This is a genomic window from Dactylosporangium darangshiense, from assembly GCF_039537565.1.
Lineage (GTDB): Bacteria > Actinomycetota > Actinomycetes > Mycobacteriales > Micromonosporaceae > Dactylosporangium > Dactylosporangium darangshiense.
Genome location: NZ_BAABAT010000001.1, coordinates 408972 through 424230, shown reverse-complemented (window position 1 = coordinate 424230; position 15259 = coordinate 408972). Strand labels below are relative to the sequence as shown.

Sequence of the window (15259 nt, the reverse complement as noted above, 5' to 3'; positions counted from 1 at the left end):
CCGGGCGAGGCTCGATGCATGGCTTCCCGAATGCGCCTGCGCGGCCCCGCCGAGCTCCTCTCCGCCATGCCCTACCTCATGGGGTTCCACCCGACCGACAGCCTCGTCGCCCTCGGCCTGCGCGGCAGCGGCCTGCACGTGCAGCTGCGCGGCGACCTGCCCGGCGACCTGCCCGGCGACCGAGACGCCGGCGAGGTGCTGGCCGAGCACTACGCCGGGCTGTTCAGCCGCAACGGCATCGACGGCGCCCTGCTGATCGGCTACGGGCCGCCCGGCCGCGCCGAGCCGTTCCTGCGCGCGGTGGCCGCCGCGCTCGAGCGATCCGGCATCGCGCTGCTGGACATGCTGCGCACGCACGAGGGGCGCTACTGGTCGCTGCTGTGCGCCGCGCCCGGCTGCTGCCCGCCGGAGGGCCGCGCGTTCGACCCCACCACCTCGCTCGTCGCCGCCGAGGCCACGCTCGCCGGCCTGGTCGCGCTGCCCGACCGCGCCGCCGTGGCGGCCGCCTTCGCCGGACCGCACGGCCCGGCGCTCGATGCGATGGAGGAGGCCGGCAACCGGGCCAACCTGCGCGTGCTGCGCCTCGTCGCGGGCCGTGACGCCGCCGCGATCCGGGCGCTGCTCGCCGGCGCGGGCCGGGCCGCGCTCGACCTGGCGCTCGCCCGATACGGGGAGGGCGGCCGGCTCACCGACGACGAGGTGGCCTGGCTGCAGGTGCTGCTGCACGTCGTGACGTTCCGGGACCGGGCCTGGGAGCGCCTCGACCGGGACGTGCGCCGCGCCGGCCACCTCGGGGAGGCGCACCGGCGGCTGTGGACCGACCTGGTGCGCCGCTGCGAGCCGGCGTCGGTGGCGCCGGCGGCGACGCTGTTGTCGTACCTGAGCTGGCGGGCCGGCAACGGGCTGCACGCGTCCCTCGCACTCGACCGGGCGCTGGACGCCGACCCGGACTACTCGGCGGCCGGCCTCATGGCGGAAATCCTCGGTCGCGGCCTGTCGCCGGGCCAGGTGCCGCCGATCGCGCCGACCCGCCGGCGGCGACGCCCGCCGGGCCGGCCGCGACGGTCCGTCGACCGCCCGCGGCGCGGCCCGATGCGCCATGCCGAGCCGGGGAAGGGCCGCGTCACCGAGCCGGCGAAGGGTCGCGCCATCGAGCTGGGAAAGGGCCGCGTCAGCGAGCCGGGGAAAGGCGAGCCTCGCGGTGAGGCCCGGCCTGATCGGGCGGTATCCCCAGGACGCGATGAGCGCCGGCGTAGACGTTGAAGGTCGGGCCGCGCAGGAAGCCGATGAGGGTGAGGCCGGCCTCCGCGGCCAGGTCGACGGCGAGGGTGCTCGGCGCGGAGACGGCGGCGAGCACCGGCAGGCCGGCCATCCAGGCCTTCTGGCACAGCTCGAAGCTGGCCCGGCCGCTCACCATGAGCACGTGGCCGGCCAGGGGCAGGCGCTCCTGGCGCACCGCCCAGCCGACGACCTTGTCGACGGCGTTGTGACGCCCGACGTCCTCGCGCAGGCAGAGGAGCTCGCCGCCGGGCGTGAACAGGCCGGCGGCGTGCAGCCCGCCCGTGGTCTCGAAGGCGCGCTGCCGGCGACGCAGGGCGTCCGGGAGCAAGGCCAGCACGGCGGGCTCGACGGTGACCGGGTCGGCGGCGACGTCGAACGCCGAGCGGGTGCGCACGGCCTCGATGCTCGCCTTGCCGCATACGCCGCAGGAGGAGGTGGTGTAGAAGTTCCGGGCCGCCTGCTGGGCCTCGGGCGCCGGGACGCCGGCCGCCAGGCGGACGTCGACCACGTTGTACGAGTTGGGCTCCTCGTCGCCGGCGCACAGCTTGGCCGTGACCACGTCGGCGGCGCTGTGGATCACGCCCTCGGTGAGCAGGAAACCGATGGCCAGGTCGAGGTCGTCGCCGGGCGTGCGCATGGTGACCGCGAGGGGGCTGCCGCCGACGCGGATCTCGAGGGGCTCCTCGGCGGCGAGCGTGTCCGGACCCACCCGCGTCTCGACCGCGAACGCGTCGGTCCGGGACGTGTCCGGTATTTCGGCGGGTTTGGGCGTCATGGCAACGCGGACAATGGTGCGGCGCTGCGTGACGCGGCCCATGGTTGTACCTCTCTGCCGGAGCGTGTCGACGTTCTTGCTCGACGGTAGGTTCTGCATGTGCGTGACGGCCACCCGGAGCTCGGACCGATGCGTCTCGCGGCAGTGGTCCTCGCCGGCGGGCAGGCTCGGCGGCTCGGTGGGCGCGACAAACCGATGGTGGCGGTTGGTGGCGTGCCGATGGTGCGCAGCGTGCTCGCCGCGGCCGCCGGCGCCGGTGCCGCACCGCTCGTCGTGGTCGGGCCGGGCCGGGACGGGCTGCCGGGCGGCGTCAGGGTCGTGCGGGAGGAGCCGCCGGGCGGCGGGCCGGTCGCGGCCGCCGCGGCCGGGCTCGAGGCCGTCGGGCGCTCGGCCGATGTGGTGGCGCTGCTGGCGGCCGACCTGCCGTGGGTCACCGCGGAGGCGATCGGGCTGCTCACCGACGCGCTGGTCGAGGGCGATCGGGCGCGCGACGGTGCCGTGTTCGTCGATGATGGCGGGCGGCGGCAGTGGTTGTGCGGGGTCTGGCGCATCGAGGCGCTGGCCGCAAACATCCGGCAGCTCGCGAGCGTCGACGGGGTCTCGCTGCGCGCGCTGACCGCCGGGCTGGACGTCGCCGAGGTGCGGTGGGGCCGGGAGCGGCCGCCGTACTTCGACTGCGACACCGAGGAGGATCTGCGCAAGGTGGTCGACGAGTGAACGAGAACGTGCTGGAGCGGTGGCTCGACGAGGCCGCCGAGGCGCTCGGGGTGGAGGCGCCCGACGCGGCGCTGCGAGCCGCCGTGCTGGACCTCGCGCGGGACGTGGCGCACAACGTCGCCCGGCCGGGGGCGCCGCTGACCGCCTTCCTGCTCGGGGTGGCGGTGGGGCGCGGCGCGGACCCGCAGCGTACGGGGGAGGCGCTGCGCCGGCTGGCTACCCGGTCCGAGTGAGCGATCGACTCTGGATAGGGTGAGGGTTGGGGGACAGGGAGGCGATCATGGCTGGTGACCCGGACGAGGCCGCGGCGTTCGAGAGTGCGCTGTTCGACGACGAGGAGCCCGTGGGAGGCGACCTCAAGGCGAAGGTCGCCGAGGCCTGGCGCGACTTCGCGCTCCACCTCGTCGACGCCCTGCGCGGCCTCGACAGCGGCACCACGCTCGACGTGACGCTCGACCCGACGGCGTCCGGGACCGGCGACGCCGTGTATTCGATCCAGGTGACCGGCGAGGACGACGACCAGCTCGCGGCGACGGCGGTGAGCAACGCGGACCTGCCGGCGGCCTATCGGCTGGACAGGAGCGTCATCGCGGAGATCGTGGCGCTGGGCTGGTCGCCGCCGGGGGTCGTGCCGGGCTCGGGTGAGTCGTTCGGGCTGCGGGTCGGCAAGGCCGAGGCGCCGCAGCTGAGCCGGCTGATCATGCGCACGCTGCGGGACATCTACGGCGCGCCGCACCCGGCCTTCCTGACCTACCTGGCGCACGACGCCGAGGGGCGGGTCGCGGCCGTGCCGGCGCTCGGGGTGGCGCGCTCGCTCTCCTCGATCGTCGACGCCGACGGCGACGGGGTCGTCGACGTGGTCCGGTCGGGGGCCGGCAGCCTTGCCGAGCTCAACGAGCAGACCGACGGCCTGCCGCTGTACGACAAGGTGACCACGGTCGTCGCCCGGCTCATGAAGACGACGCCGGAGGAACTGCCCATCGACCCCGACGGGGACATCGGCATCCGGTCCGGCTCGGCGATGGTCTTCGTGCGGGTGCGCGACAACCCGCCGCTGGTCGACGTGTTCTCGCCGATCCTCACCGAGATCGAGCCGACCGAGCGGCTGTATGTGAAGCTCTCCGAGCTCACCAACCGCATGCCGATCGGCCGGCTGTACTGCACGAACGACACCGTGTGGGCCAGCGTCCCGGTGTTCGGGCGCGACTTTCAGGCCACCCACCTCATGCTCGCCGTGCAGGTGATGACCGGGCTCGCGGACGAGCTGGACGACCGGCTGCACGGCGAGTTCGGCGGCAAGCGCTTCTTCGGCGAGGGCGACAAGCCGAAGCCGGCCATCGCCGGCGAGAGCGAGCGCACCGGGATGTACCTCTAGGCGGAAGGCAACGACAGCCAGGCCTGCTGCGCCAGCGTCGCCATGTCGTTGGCCTGCAGGCCGGTCTGCGACAGCGTCCACAGGGTGCCGCCGATGACGAGCGAGCGCTCGATCATCACGTAGCGGGCCGTCGGATGCGTGATGACGCCCGTCTTCGCGATGGCCTTGTCGCTCACCGAGAGCACGAGCGCGCTCGCGGCCGAGTCCGGCTGGTTGCGCGAGGTCTGCGGCAGCACGAGCAGGCCCGTCGCCGGCCAGTAGAGGAACGCGTGCGGGTCGAACTCGGCCGCCGACGTGGCGCCGGGGACCTGGAACTGGGCCAGGCGGGCCGGCGCGGCCATGTTGTGCACGTCGAACAGCGACACCTGCAGGCCTTGCACGCGGCCCTTCTCGTTGGCCTCCTGCCCGACGCCGATGAGGCGGCCGTCGCCGGCCGGGTGCAGGTACGCCGAGTAGCCCGTGATCTTCAGCTCCCCGACGGCGCGGGGCGCGGCCGGGTCGGACAGGTCCAGCGTGTACAGCGGATCGGTCTGGCGGAACGTCACGACGTAGCCGGCGGTGCCGACGAAGCGCACCGAGTAGATCCTCTCGCCCTTGCCCAGCCCGCCGACGTGACCGCTCTCGGCGAGCGCGCCGCCGCGCTGCTCGAGCACGTAGACGGTCGAGGCGTCGTTCGCGGTCGTGGCCACGCGCAGTCGCCCGTCCCACTCCGACATGGAGTACTGGTTGAGCAGCCAGCCCGGCACCTCGCCGGCGGCGACGTAGCGCGGGCGGGCGGCGCCGGCGACCGTGAACTTGAACAGCTGGGTGCGCTGCGGGACGGCCACCACGGCGTCGGCGGCGACGCCGCGCTTCGCCATCGGCATGTACGTGCGCCAGCGCTGGTCGTTGGCGACGTAGAGGCTCGGGCCGTTGGCGTAGACGATGCCGCCGTCGGCCGCGATCGTGACCGGGTCGCCGAGCCCGAGCGCGGGCGCGGCGAGGTCGAACGTGGTGATCGTGAGCATGGAGGTGCCCGAGTACGAGTCCGGCAGGCTCACCGCGCCGCAGTCGACCCGGCCCTCGGTGCGCTTGCCGGTCGCGTCGACCGCGGCCCACTGGGGCAGCCACGACTCGACCGGCGCGCCGGCGACGGTGGCGCGGTTGGCGGCGAGCCGGGCGTCGTCGTCGGCGATCTTCGACTGGTCGGAGAAGTTCTGGGCGGGGAAGTCGATGCGCGGCGAGGAGCGCACGACGATCCGGGCGACCGAGCCGACCTGGCGCGCGTCGACCAGGGAGCCGCCGATGTTGAACGTGCCTACGACCTTCGGCGGGCCGGCGAGGTCGACGAGGGTGAACTCCGCGCCGCTGTGCTCCGGGTCGGTGTAGTCGTAGCCGAGCACGAGCGCGCGGTCGCCGGACAGCAGCAGCTGCGACGCCGAGGCGGCGCGCTTGCCGCCGTTGCCGTCGGAGCCGATCCGCAGGGTGCCGGTGACCTTGCGCGCCGCGGCGTCGACGACGGTGAGCACGCCGGCGCCGGTGAGGGTCACGATCCGCTTGCCGTCGGTCTTGACCATGTCGGGCTCGTCGACGTTGGCCTCGTGGGTGTTGGTGCCGGAGTACGCCTGGTCGGCGCCGGCCTGCGCCTTCGCCGCGCCGGGCATCGCCTCCGGCGCGCTGGCCGCGCGCGCGTCGCCGGCGGCGTTCAGCGCCCGCATGTCGCCGGGCATGCCGGCGAGGCCCCACGGGGTGACCGCCTCCTGCGTGGCCTTGCGCAGGCCCGCGACCAGGTCGGCGCACGAGTCGTAGGCGACCAGCCGCAGCGCCGGCGCCGGGGCGGGCGCATCCGCGGACGCGGCGGTGGACGAGGAGGGGCCTCTGCTCGCAGTACACCCGGCAAGCAGCAACAGGACGGCACCCAGCGTAACGGCGGCACGCTTCATGGCATTAGGACGGCGGCGGGGCCGCACCGGTTCCCGGGTCCTCCATCATCCTCGGCGCGAGGGTCTCCACCAGCCGCGACAGCACGATCATGCTGCGCGTCGAGGTCACGAACGGCTCGCCGCGCAGCCGCTCGAGGGCCTCCTCGAGCCCGGCCATGTCCATCGCGCGCAGGTGCACGAGCGCGTCGGCCTCGCCCGAGATCGTGTACGCCCCGACGACCGCCGGGTGGCGCTTGGCCGCGGCCCGGATCTGCTGCGGCGACGTGCGACCAGTGCAGAAGAGCTCGACGAACGCCTCCGTGGTCCAGCCGACCGCGCCCGGGTCGATGAGCGCCGTATAGCCGCGTATCACTCCGCTGGATCGGAGCCGGTCGACGCGTCGCTTCACGGCCGGTGCCGACAGCGCGACCCGCTCACCGATCTCCGCATACGATGAACGGGCGTCTTCCTGCAGCAACGCAATGATTCGCTGGTCGATCGGGTCGAGGCGCAACGAATCCCTCCTCGAAAGCAACTTTTCTCGCTGTTTTGTGTACCACAGGCTATCTACCGTTTGATCTCGTGACGCGGTCGTACCTGATGTCGCCACCCGAACACTTCGTGGTGGAGTACGCGATCAATCCCTGGATGGACACCACTGCTCCGGTCGACACCGAACTCGCCGTCAAGCAGTGGGAGGGCCTGCGCGAGACGTTTGTCCGCCTCGGCCACGAGGTCCACGTGCTGATGCCGGAGATCGGCCTGCCGGACATGGTGTACGCGGCCAACGGCGCCTTCTCCGTCGACGGCGTCGTCTACGGCGCACGGTTCAAGTACCCGCAGCGCACGGCCGAGGCCGCGGCGCACCGGCGCTTCTACGACACGATCGGCTGGCGCTACGTCACGCCGTCGCAGACCAACGAGGGCGAGGGCGACTTCACGTACCTGCCCGCCGCGCTCGGCGGCCTGGTGCTCGCCGGGCACGGCTTCCGCACCGAGGTGGCCGCGCACGCGGAGGCCCAGGAGGCGCTCGGCCGGCCGGTGATCTCGCTGCGCCTGGTCGACCCGCGCTTCTACCACCTCGACGTGGCGCTGGCGCCGCTGGACGACGAGAACGTCGTGTACTACCCGGGCGCCTTCTCCGAGGCGTCGCGCTCGGTGCTCGCGCAGCTGTTCCCGGCCGCGATCCTGGCCACGGAGGAGGACGCGCTCGCGTTCGGCCTCAACCTCGTCTCCGACGGGCGCAACGTGGTGCTCAACAGCGAGGCCACGACGCTCGCGGCGCGACTGCGGGAGGCCGGCTACACACCGGTACCGGTGGAGCTGTCGGAACTCAAGAAGGGCGGCGGCAGCATCAAGTGCTGCGTCGCCGAGCTGCGGCGATAAGCCCGGCTCCGACCGGGCTCATCGCCGACTCCTCATGTCGATTGGACCAGGATCCACTTTGCCGTGAACTGGGCCGGCGCCGTCGGGGTAGCACCGGCGGCGACCGGCGCGGTGCCGGCCACGGCCACCTGGGCCCCGGCCTTCAGGGCGCCCGGCTGCAGGGTGTGCCGCTTGTCGTACACGCGGACGTTGTTCGTCAGTGTCCAGGTGCGCGAGTAGCCGTCGGTCGACAAGACCGTCAGCGACGTGGGCGTCAGCTTCGTCGCCTCGCCACGCTGCATCGCGACCCGGATCGGCCCCTTCGTGGTCTGCACCAGTCCCTCGCCGTGCAGGACGCCGGAGAGCATGTCATGTCCGGCCGGCGCCGAGCTCGTGGTTTCGGGGGGCGTCGGCGTGGGGGTGGGCTGAGCGGCCGCCGCGGTCGGGGGCAGGCCGCCGGCAACCACAATGACCGCCGCGCCGCAGAGCAGGCCTATCCGCGAGCGTCTCATCGGGGTACCTCCTCGGAATCGGGCTAACTCTCTCCCTACCGCGGATCTCTCGCCGCAAACCTGACATAAGGGGTGCCGAGCGCGCGGAAGGCGTCGCCGGGGCGCTCATGGCCGTCGGTGGAGTGACCGAGCGCGTCTGCCGGGTCCTGGCACATGAGCACGTGCGAGGCCTGCGCGCCCAGCGCCGCCAGCGGCCAGAAGAGCAGGTGTACCAGCAGGCCCAGGACCTTGATGGCGATCACGTCGCCGACGCCGTGGCCGGTGTACTCGTGGCGGTACCAGCTGCGGACCAGGCTCCAGTAGGGCTGCTTGTCGACCTGGACCCCGTCACGGTCGAGGACCGGGCCGTGCTCGTATCCGACGCCGCGCAAGATGACCGCGATCGCCTTGAGGTTGAGCAGCCGTCGCACCGGCATCGACAGGACCGTGGCGACGCCGCCGAGCCACCAGCCCGGCTGGTCGAGCCGGGTCAGCGCCAGGAACAGTGCGACGTGCAGCACGGCGAGCGGCACGCCGACCCACCGCAGCGCGACCCCCTGGGTGAAGACACCCACCGGATCGGCGCCCACCCGGCGCAGGCGCTGCCAGAACAGCACCTGGACGAGCAGGATGCCCAGCGACGCACCCGCGCCGCCGAGCCCCAGGACCACCCACCAGGTATGCATAGACATGCATCATGACACGGTGCGCAACGGGAATGTCACCGTGAATCGGGCGCCGCCCTCCGCAGCGTGGCCGGCGTCGATGCGTGCGCCCAGCCGGCGTGACAGGCGGGCGGCCAGCGCCAGCCCGAGGCCGCTGCCGACCTTGCGGATGCCCTGGTACCGCCGCGACAGTGCGCCCCGCTCGAACGCCACCGCGAGGTCCTCGTCGGTGAAGCCCGGGCCGCCGTCGCGCACCTCGAGCCATGCCGCGGACGGGCTCGTGTAAAGAGCCAAGACCAGAGGAGCCTGCGCCGGTACCACCCGAAGCGCGTTCTCCAGCAGCCCGTCGATGATCTGCCGGATCCGCCCGGGGTCCGTGACCACGGGGACCGCGAACGGCGGCAGCTCGGTGCGCAGCAGCAGCCCCGCCGACGCGACGCGCCCGCCCCACGCCTCCGCGGTCGTGGCGAGCAGAGAACAGAGGTCCACCTCGACCATCTCGATCGGCAGGTCCGCGGCCTCGAGCCGGGCGAGCACCAGCAGGTCGGCGATGAGCCGGTCGAGGCGCTCGGCCTCGTCGAGCACCGTCCGCCCGGCCCGCTGCACCCCGTCCTCGCCGACCACGCCGTCGGCGAGCGCCTCGGCGTACCCGCGGATCGTGGTCAGCGGCGTGCGCAGCTCGTGCGAGACCGACAACAGGAACTCCCGCTCCCGCCCCTCGCTCGTGGCCAGCGCCGCGGTCAGCGCGTTGACCGCGTGCGCGAGCTCGGCGACCTCGGCCGGCCCGTCCGGCGACAGCGTGACGGTGCGGTCCCCGGCGCTGAGCCGCTTCGCGGCCGCGGCGACCGTCCTGATCGGCCGCGAGATCCGCCGCGCCAGCAGCGGACCGGCGATGAGCCCGGCGGCCAGGCCCGCCAGCAGCGCGATCCACAGCTGCCCGAAGAACCGCGCGAGCGTGCCGGTCGGCGGCGGCTCGGTCACCACGAAGCCGTTGCCGTCCTTGCCGATCGCGCGCCCGACGAGCAGCCGGACGCGCCCGTCCACGAGCCCGCGGTGCGCCTTGACCGGCTGCCCGTTGGCGATCGCCTTGACCGCCGAGGGCGGCAGGCCGGCACGGTCGGGCTGGCCGGCGCGGATGAGGTACACGTCGATGTTCTTCGCCGCGAGCTGCTTGACGACCGCCTCCTCGTCGGCGGGGTTGCGCGCGGTGGCGAGCTTCGGGCGCAGCAGCACGGTCAGCAGTGTGGCGTCGTCCTCGAGCCGCTGCTGCGCGGCCGTGTTGTCGCGGGTCAGCGCGAGCGGGGCACCCACCGCGGCGGTGACCACCACCGACATCACCGCGACGACGCAGGTGACGAGCGCGGTGCGGGCGGCCAGCGAGCTAAGCATCGGCGGTGTACCCGACCCCGCGCACGGTCCGGATCACCGCGGCGGCGTCGCCCAGCTTGCCGCGCACCTGGGCGACGTGGACGTCCACGGTGCGGGTGCCGCTGTGCGCGGCGTACCCCCAGACGGAACCCAGCAGCTCCTCGCGCGTGAACACCCGTCCCGGCTTCTTGATGAGGTGCGCCAGCAGGGAGAACTCGGTGGAGGTCAGCGCGACCGGCGTCCCGTTGACGCGGCACTCCCGCCGCGCGGCGTCGATCGTGATCGGCCCGACGGTGCGCACCTGCCCGACGTCCGGCTGCCCCTGCGTGCGCCGCAGCACGGCCTTGACCCGGGACACCAGCTCGCGGGGGCTGAACGGCTTGGTGATGTAGTCGTCGCCGCCGAGCTCCAGCCCGAGGATTCGGTCGACCTCGTCGTCGCGGGCGGTGAGGAACAGCACGGGCGTCCAGTCGCCGCTCTCCCGCAGGCGCCGGCAGACCTCGGTGCCGTCCATGCCCGGCAGCGCGATGTCCAGGACGCAGGCGACGGGCCGCAGCTTGCGCGCCGCCGCGAGCCCGGCGGCGCCGTCGTGCTCGACGTGGACGCCGAAGCCGTCGCGGGCGAGGTACATGCGCAGCAGGTCGGCGATCGGCTTCTCGTCCTCGACGACGAGCACCAGGCCTTTGCCCTGATCCACCACCGTCCCATTCTGACGGCTGCGTCACCCGCCCGATGTTCGGACCATGTTTGGGAATCGCCAGGGCCGGAGAACCATGTTCATGATCGGCCCACTCGCTCCGCGGCAGCCAGCGCCCGCGGCCCGGATGGGCCGATCACGTCAGGCCGACACGCGTTTCCGGCGCCGATCTCACGGCCGCATCCGCCGGGACACTCCCACGATGCCCGGATTGCCGGTACGCGGCCGCAAGATCAGCGCACAGAGGGTGCGACGCCGACGCACCCTGGAATGAAGCCCACGGGGTGGCTGGTGAGCGATGGCCCGCCCGAGCGGTCACCGGGCGCAGTGACCCGCCGGGTGGGGCCGGCGAGTCCGGTGGCCGTTCGGGCGGGGGTCTGAATCCTCGCGGAGGTGCGCCGGGGCACAGAGATCAGGAGGCCGCCGGGCGCGGGCTGGGCTTCAAGGGGGCGCAGGCCTGGACGGCCGCGGCCACCTTCGCGTCCGAGGTGTCCAGCTGGTCCGTCGAACCCGTCACCGTGACGCCGTGCTCGGTGAGGCAGTTGCGGTACGCCGCGTCGCGGCCGTTGCCGCCGCCACCGCCACCGTTCGGGAAGGCCGTCGGGCGCAGGGACTCGCAGGCCTTCTGGGCCTTCTCCCAGGTCTGCTGGTCCACGCCGTTCGGGGCCGCCGTGCCGAAGAAGCCGCCGCCTCCGTTGCGGAAGCCGCCGCTGCCCGACGGGCGAGGCTCGCCGGAGCGGAACTGGCCCGACGGGCGGGCCGTGGGGAAGCCCGACGGGCGGGCGGTCGGGCGGCCGGACGCGTTATTGAACTGCGGCAGGTTGACGCCGTTGTTGCGCAGGCACGACGCGTAGTCGGTGCCGCCGGACGCGCCGGCAGTGGCAGGGGCGTTGCTGTCGGAGGAGCCGCAGGCGGCGGCGAAGAACGCCACCGCGGCGAGCGCGAGCGCGGCGCCGCCGATCCGCTTGTTCATCACCCGTGTGATGGAACGGCGCCAACCTCGACGAGAAGTAGACCGAACCTCAAAGTTTGCTCACAACCGGCGAGCGGCGTGAGCCGGCGGGGGCTCTCAGGAAACTTTGAGGTCCGGCCTAGGTAGCCGGGAGGAGAGCGGACTGAACTACCTTCCCATGAAGGTCTGGTGGCTGGCCGGAGGCGCCGCCGTGCTCGCGGCCGCGGCCGTGACGACGGTCGTGCTGACCGGGGACGACAAGCCGGCTCCGGTAAAGGTCAGCACCGCGAAGGTGGTCCGCGGCCCGGTGAGCACGACGGTCTCGGCGTCGGGCGCGGTGCAGGCCCAGGCGAGCCGCAGTCTCGGGTTCACCACGAGCGGCACGCTTATCGAGCTCGACGTCAAGGCCGGCGACGTGGTCGCACCGGGCGCGGTGCTCGCCAAGATCGATCCCGCCTCGGCGCAGGACTCGGTCGACCAGGCCTCCCAGAACGTCGACAGCGCGCAGGACGCGCTGACCCGGGCCGAGGACGCGCACGACGCGGCGCTCGCCACGCCGACCGCCAACCCGACGCCGAGCGCCAGCAGCTCCCGCGGCGCCACCACCGGCGGCGGCCAGAACACCGGCGGGGGTGGCCAGACGACCGGCGGCGGACAGAACACGAACGCGAACACCGCGCAGAACCGCGCCAACCAGGTGCAGCAGACCAGCGACAACCTGATGAGCGCACAGCAGCGGCTCAACAACGCCAAGCTCAGCCTCACCCAGGCCAACGCCAAGCTCGCCGGCACCGTCATCACCGCGCCGGTAGGTGGCAAGATCCTCGCGGTCAACGGGACCGTCGGCAGCCAGGCGGGTTCCAACGTGATCACGCTCGCCGGCACCGGTGACGTGGTCGTCAAGGCGCAGTTCACCGAGGCCGAGGTGGCCCACCTGCAGGTCGGCCAGGCCTCGAAGATCACGCTGCCGGACAACGTCAGCGCGAAGTACGACGGCAAGGTCATGCAGATCGACCCGGCCGGCACGGTGTCGAACCGCCTGGTGCGATACGCCGCCTTGATCTCCTTCGACAAGGTGCCCGATACGCTCCTGTACGGCCAGAGCGCTACTGTCGCAGTAGTCACCGCATCCGTGGACAACGTCCTGTCGGTGCCCTCTACGGCCGTGCACGACGGCGTTGTGACCGTGCGGGTCAACGGCAAGGACGAGCAGCGCACCGTCGAGGTCGGGCTGCGCGGCGACGTCAACACCGAGATCAAGAGCGGACTTGCCGAAGGCGACGAGATCCTGACGGCGGGCCAGTGACGATGGAGCCGATGCCCGTAACCGCGTCCCAGACGACCGAACGCCAGCCGAAGGTCCTCGTCGTCGACGACGAGGCGAGCATCCGCGCCCTGTTGTCGGCCACGCTGCGGCTGACCGGCTTCGAGGTGCGCGTGGCCACCGGCGGGCGGGAGGCGCTCGCGGCCGCCGCCGAATACGGCCCCGACCTCGTCGTGCTCGACGTGATGATGCCCGACCTGGACGGCTTCGAGGTCGCGCAGCGGCTGCGCACGAGCGGCCGGCCGGTGCCGGTGCTGTTCCTGACCGCACGCGACTCGGTCGAGGACCGCATCTCTGGGCTGACCGTCGGCGCCGACGACTACGTCGCCAAGCCCTTCAGCCTCGAAGAGGTCGTGCTGCGCATCCGGGCGATCCTGCGCCGCAGCCTGGGCGATCAGCAGCAGCTCGTCGACGGCGGGGTGCTGCGCTACGCCGACCTGGAGATGGACGAGGACGCCCACGAGGTGCGCCGGGGCGGGACGCGCGTCGACCTGTCGCCGACCGAGTTCAACCTGCTGCGGTACCTCCTGACGAACGCCGGCCGCGTCGTGAGCAAGGCCCAGATCCTCGACCGCGTGTGGAACTACGACTTCGGCGGCGACGGCCGGATCGTCGAGTCGTACGTCTACTACCTGCGCCGCAAGATCGACAAGTGGGACCCGCCGCTGATCCACACGGTGCGCGGGGTCGGCTACGCGCTGCGATTGCCGAGAGCCGAGGGGTGAGACTGCGGCCCTGGAGACAGTGGACGGTCCGCACCCGGATCGTCGTCTCTGTGGTGTCCATCGCCGCGGTCGCGCTGGTCGCCGCCAACATCATCGGCGTGCTGCTGCTCAACTCCTACCTGATCGAGCGCGTCAACCAGCAGCTGCGCGGCGGCGGGCCCAGGCCGCCGGCCGTCAACCCGAGCGCAACGGGCTTCCCGACACCGAGCGCGTCGTCGTTCCCGACCCGCCGGGGCGAGAACGAGGGCTTCAACCCCGGCCCGCAGTACGAGGGCTATTTCATCTCGAAGACCGGCCAGGTGCAGGCGATCGGCACGCCGTTGCTGCCGCCCAAGCTGCTGGGCAGCCTCGAGCAGCACGCGGCCGACGGCCGGCCGTTCACCGTGAAGGGCGCGAAGAACGACTGGCGCGTGCGCGTCTTCAAGGTCTACAACGAGCGGCACGAGGAGCTCGGCTACGGCGTGCGGGCGATCTCGCTCGCCGACGTCGAGGCGACCCGCGACCAGATGATCCAGTACAGCTCCGGCGTCAGCGTCGCCCTGCTCATCCTGGTCGGCTTCGCCACCGCCGCGCTGGTGCGGGTGGGGCTCGCACCGCTGACCCGCATGGAGGAGGCCGCGGCCGACATCGCCGGCGGCAACCTGTCCCGGCGCATCGACGACGCCGACGCGCACACCGAGTCGGGGCGGCTGGGCATCGCGCTCAACACGATGATGACCCGCATCGAGGGCGCGGTCGACGAGAGCGCCGCCTCGCAGCGGCGGCTGCGGCAGTTTCTCGCCGACGCCGCGCACGAGCTGCGGACCCCGCTCACGAGCGTGCAGGGGTTCGCCGAGCTGTACCGCAGGGGCGGCGCCCCTCCCGGCCCGGCCCTCGACGAGGCGATGGAGTGCATCGACGCCGAGGTCAGCCGGATGCGGCTGCTCGTCAACGACCTGCTGATCCTGGCCCGCCTCGACGAGGAGCGCCCGCTGCAGCAGCACCCCGTCGACCTGCTCGCCGTCGCCGCCGACTCGGTCCGCGACGCGCACGTGCGGGTGCCGACCCGGTTCGTGCAGCTCGCCGCGCTCGACGAGGGCTCGGTGACCTTCGAGCCGGTGACGGTGGAGGGCGACGAGACCCGCCTGCGCCAGGTGGTGGCCAACCTGGTGAGCAACGCGCTGCAGCACACGACCGAGGACACCCGCGTCGTGGTCCGGGTCGGCCGGGCCGGGCCGCCGAAGATGCTGCCGATCGCCACGGTCGGCGCGCCGCTGCCCGAGGGTGTCCCGCTGGGCGCCATCGAGGTCAGCGACAGCGGGCCCGGGATGCAGCCGGAGGACGCGGTGCGCGTTTTCGAGCGGCTGTACCGCGCCGAGGGCTCCCGTTCCCGCAAGACCGGCGGCGCCGGCCTCGGGCTGTCCATCGTCGCGTCGATCGTGCAGGCGCACGGCGGGCGGGTCGAGCTGTGGACAGCACCAGGGCAGGGCGCGACGTTCCGGGTACTGCTGCCGGCCCTGGAAATGCCCGACTTCAGCGACGAGGACGAGGACTACGCTGAGGACGCGGACGAATCCGATGAAACCCGGGCAACCGGATTCCGAGGGAACTCCGAGGTTCGCTGAGGGTCGCTCCGAGCGACGC

At 72.9% G+C, this 15259-nt stretch carries 16 protein-coding genes; 8 read left to right on the top strand and 8 right to left on the bottom strand.

What is annotated here, in order from left to right; translation table 11 throughout:
• Positions 1 to 18 precede the first annotated feature (18 nt).
• Positions 19 to 1263 (top strand): DUF4192 domain-containing protein, encoded by a 1245-nt coding sequence (locus ABD901_RS01830; RefSeq protein WP_345120443.1) that lies wholly within the window; start codon positions 19 to 21, stop codon positions 1261 to 1263.
• On the opposite strand, the gene fdhD is transcribed toward ABD901_RS01830, so the two are convergent.
• Positions 1172 to 2098, bottom strand: a complete 927-nt coding sequence (gene fdhD, locus ABD901_RS01825) for a formate dehydrogenase accessory sulfurtransferase FdhD (RefSeq protein WP_345120441.1) — start codon at positions 2096 to 2098, stop codon at positions 1172 to 1174. The genes ABD901_RS01830 and fdhD overlap by 92 nt on opposite strands.
• 87 nt (positions 2099 to 2185) lie before the next feature.
• Here fdhD and mobA point away from each other — a divergent pair, with 87 nt between their 5' ends.
• From mobA to ABD901_RS01810, 3 genes are read left to right on the top strand one after another with little or no spacing between them, the layout of a single operon-like run.
• On the top strand, positions 2186 to 2773 hold the full coding sequence (gene mobA, locus ABD901_RS01820; protein ID WP_345120439.1) for a molybdenum cofactor guanylyltransferase: 588 nt from the start codon (positions 2186 to 2188) through the stop codon (positions 2771 to 2773).
• Positions 2770 to 3006, top strand: coding sequence for a DUF6457 domain-containing protein (locus ABD901_RS01815; RefSeq protein WP_380137394.1), 237 nt, complete (start codon positions 2770 to 2772; stop codon positions 3004 to 3006). The genes mobA and ABD901_RS01815 overlap by 4 nt, the downstream gene beginning before the upstream one ends.
• A 47-nt stretch (positions 3007 to 3053) precedes the next feature.
• Complete coding sequence (locus tag ABD901_RS01810; RefSeq protein ID WP_345120437.1) at positions 3054 to 4148, top strand: T3SS (YopN, CesT) and YbjN peptide-binding chaperone 1; 1095 nt, start codon at positions 3054 to 3056, stop codon at positions 4146 to 4148.
• Here ABD901_RS01810 and ABD901_RS01805 read toward each other — a convergent pair.
• Both ABD901_RS01805 and ABD901_RS01800 read right to left on the bottom strand, forming a co-directional pair.
• On the bottom strand, positions 4145 to 6070 hold the full coding sequence (locus tag ABD901_RS01805; protein ID WP_345120435.1) for a beta-propeller domain-containing protein: 1926 nt from the start codon (positions 6068 to 6070) through the stop codon (positions 4145 to 4147). The genes ABD901_RS01810 and ABD901_RS01805 overlap by 4 nt on opposite strands.
• A 4-nt stretch (positions 6071 to 6074) precedes the next feature.
• Positions 6075 to 6563, bottom strand: coding sequence for an Lrp/AsnC family transcriptional regulator (locus ABD901_RS01800; RefSeq protein ID WP_345120433.1), 489 nt, complete (start codon positions 6561 to 6563; stop codon positions 6075 to 6077).
• A gap of 68 nt (positions 6564 to 6631) precedes the next feature.
• Here ABD901_RS01800 and ddaH point away from each other — a divergent pair, with 68 nt between their 5' ends.
• Positions 6632 to 7435, top strand: a complete 804-nt coding sequence (ddaH, locus tag ABD901_RS01795) for a dimethylargininase (RefSeq protein ID WP_345120431.1) — start codon at positions 6632 to 6634, stop codon at positions 7433 to 7435.
• A 32-nt stretch (positions 7436 to 7467) separates the two neighbouring features.
• Here the strand turns inward: ddaH and ABD901_RS01790 are convergent, their stop codons facing one another.
• The 5 genes from ABD901_RS01790 to ABD901_RS01770 all read right to left on the bottom strand — a co-directional run bounded on the left by ABD901_RS01790 (position 7468) and on the right by ABD901_RS01770 (position 11608).
• The gene (locus ABD901_RS01790; protein WP_345120429.1) at positions 7468 to 7926 is read right to left on the bottom strand and encodes a hypothetical protein; all 459 of its coding nucleotides are present in this window, start codon (positions 7924 to 7926) and stop codon (positions 7468 to 7470) included.
• A 35-nt stretch (positions 7927 to 7961) separates the two neighbouring features.
• Positions 7962 to 8597 (bottom strand): hypothetical protein, encoded by a 636-nt coding sequence (locus ABD901_RS01785; RefSeq protein ID WP_345120427.1) that lies wholly within the window; start codon positions 8595 to 8597, stop codon positions 7962 to 7964.
• Between the two features lie 3 nt (positions 8598 to 8600).
• Entirely contained in the window at positions 8601 to 9959 is a 1359-nt protein-coding gene (locus tag ABD901_RS01780; RefSeq protein WP_345120424.1) for a HAMP domain-containing sensor histidine kinase, read from the bottom strand.
• Complete coding sequence (locus ABD901_RS01775) at positions 9952 to 10635, bottom strand: response regulator transcription factor (RefSeq protein WP_345120422.1); 684 nt, start codon at positions 10633 to 10635, stop codon at positions 9952 to 9954. Before ABD901_RS01775 ends, ABD901_RS01780 begins: the two co-directional genes overlap by 8 nt.
• A gap of 412 nt (positions 10636 to 11047) precedes the next feature.
• Positions 11048 to 11608 carry a hypothetical protein gene (locus ABD901_RS01770; RefSeq protein WP_345120420.1) on the bottom strand — a complete coding sequence of 187 codons (561 nt, stop codon included), beginning with the start codon at positions 11606 to 11608 and terminating at the stop codon, positions 11048 to 11050.
• A 157-nt stretch (positions 11609 to 11765) separates the two neighbouring features.
• Between ABD901_RS01770 and ABD901_RS01765 the strand changes: the two genes are divergently transcribed.
• From ABD901_RS01765 to ABD901_RS01755, 3 genes are read left to right on the top strand one after another with little or no spacing between them, the layout of a single operon-like run.
• Positions 11766 to 12893 (top strand): efflux RND transporter periplasmic adaptor subunit, encoded by a 1128-nt coding sequence (locus tag ABD901_RS01765; RefSeq protein WP_345120418.1) that lies wholly within the window; start codon positions 11766 to 11768, stop codon positions 12891 to 12893.
• 11 nt (positions 12894 to 12904) lie between these two features.
• A complete protein-coding gene (locus ABD901_RS01760; RefSeq protein ID WP_345120416.1) occupies positions 12905 to 13636 on the top strand; it encodes a response regulator transcription factor in 732 nt (243 codons plus the stop codon).
• Positions 13637 to 13686: 50 nt separating this feature from the next.
• A complete protein-coding gene (locus tag ABD901_RS01755) occupies positions 13687 to 15240 on the top strand; it encodes a sensor histidine kinase (RefSeq protein WP_345120414.1) in 1554 nt (517 codons plus the stop codon).
• The last annotated feature ends 19 nt before the right edge of the window (positions 15241 to 15259 follow it).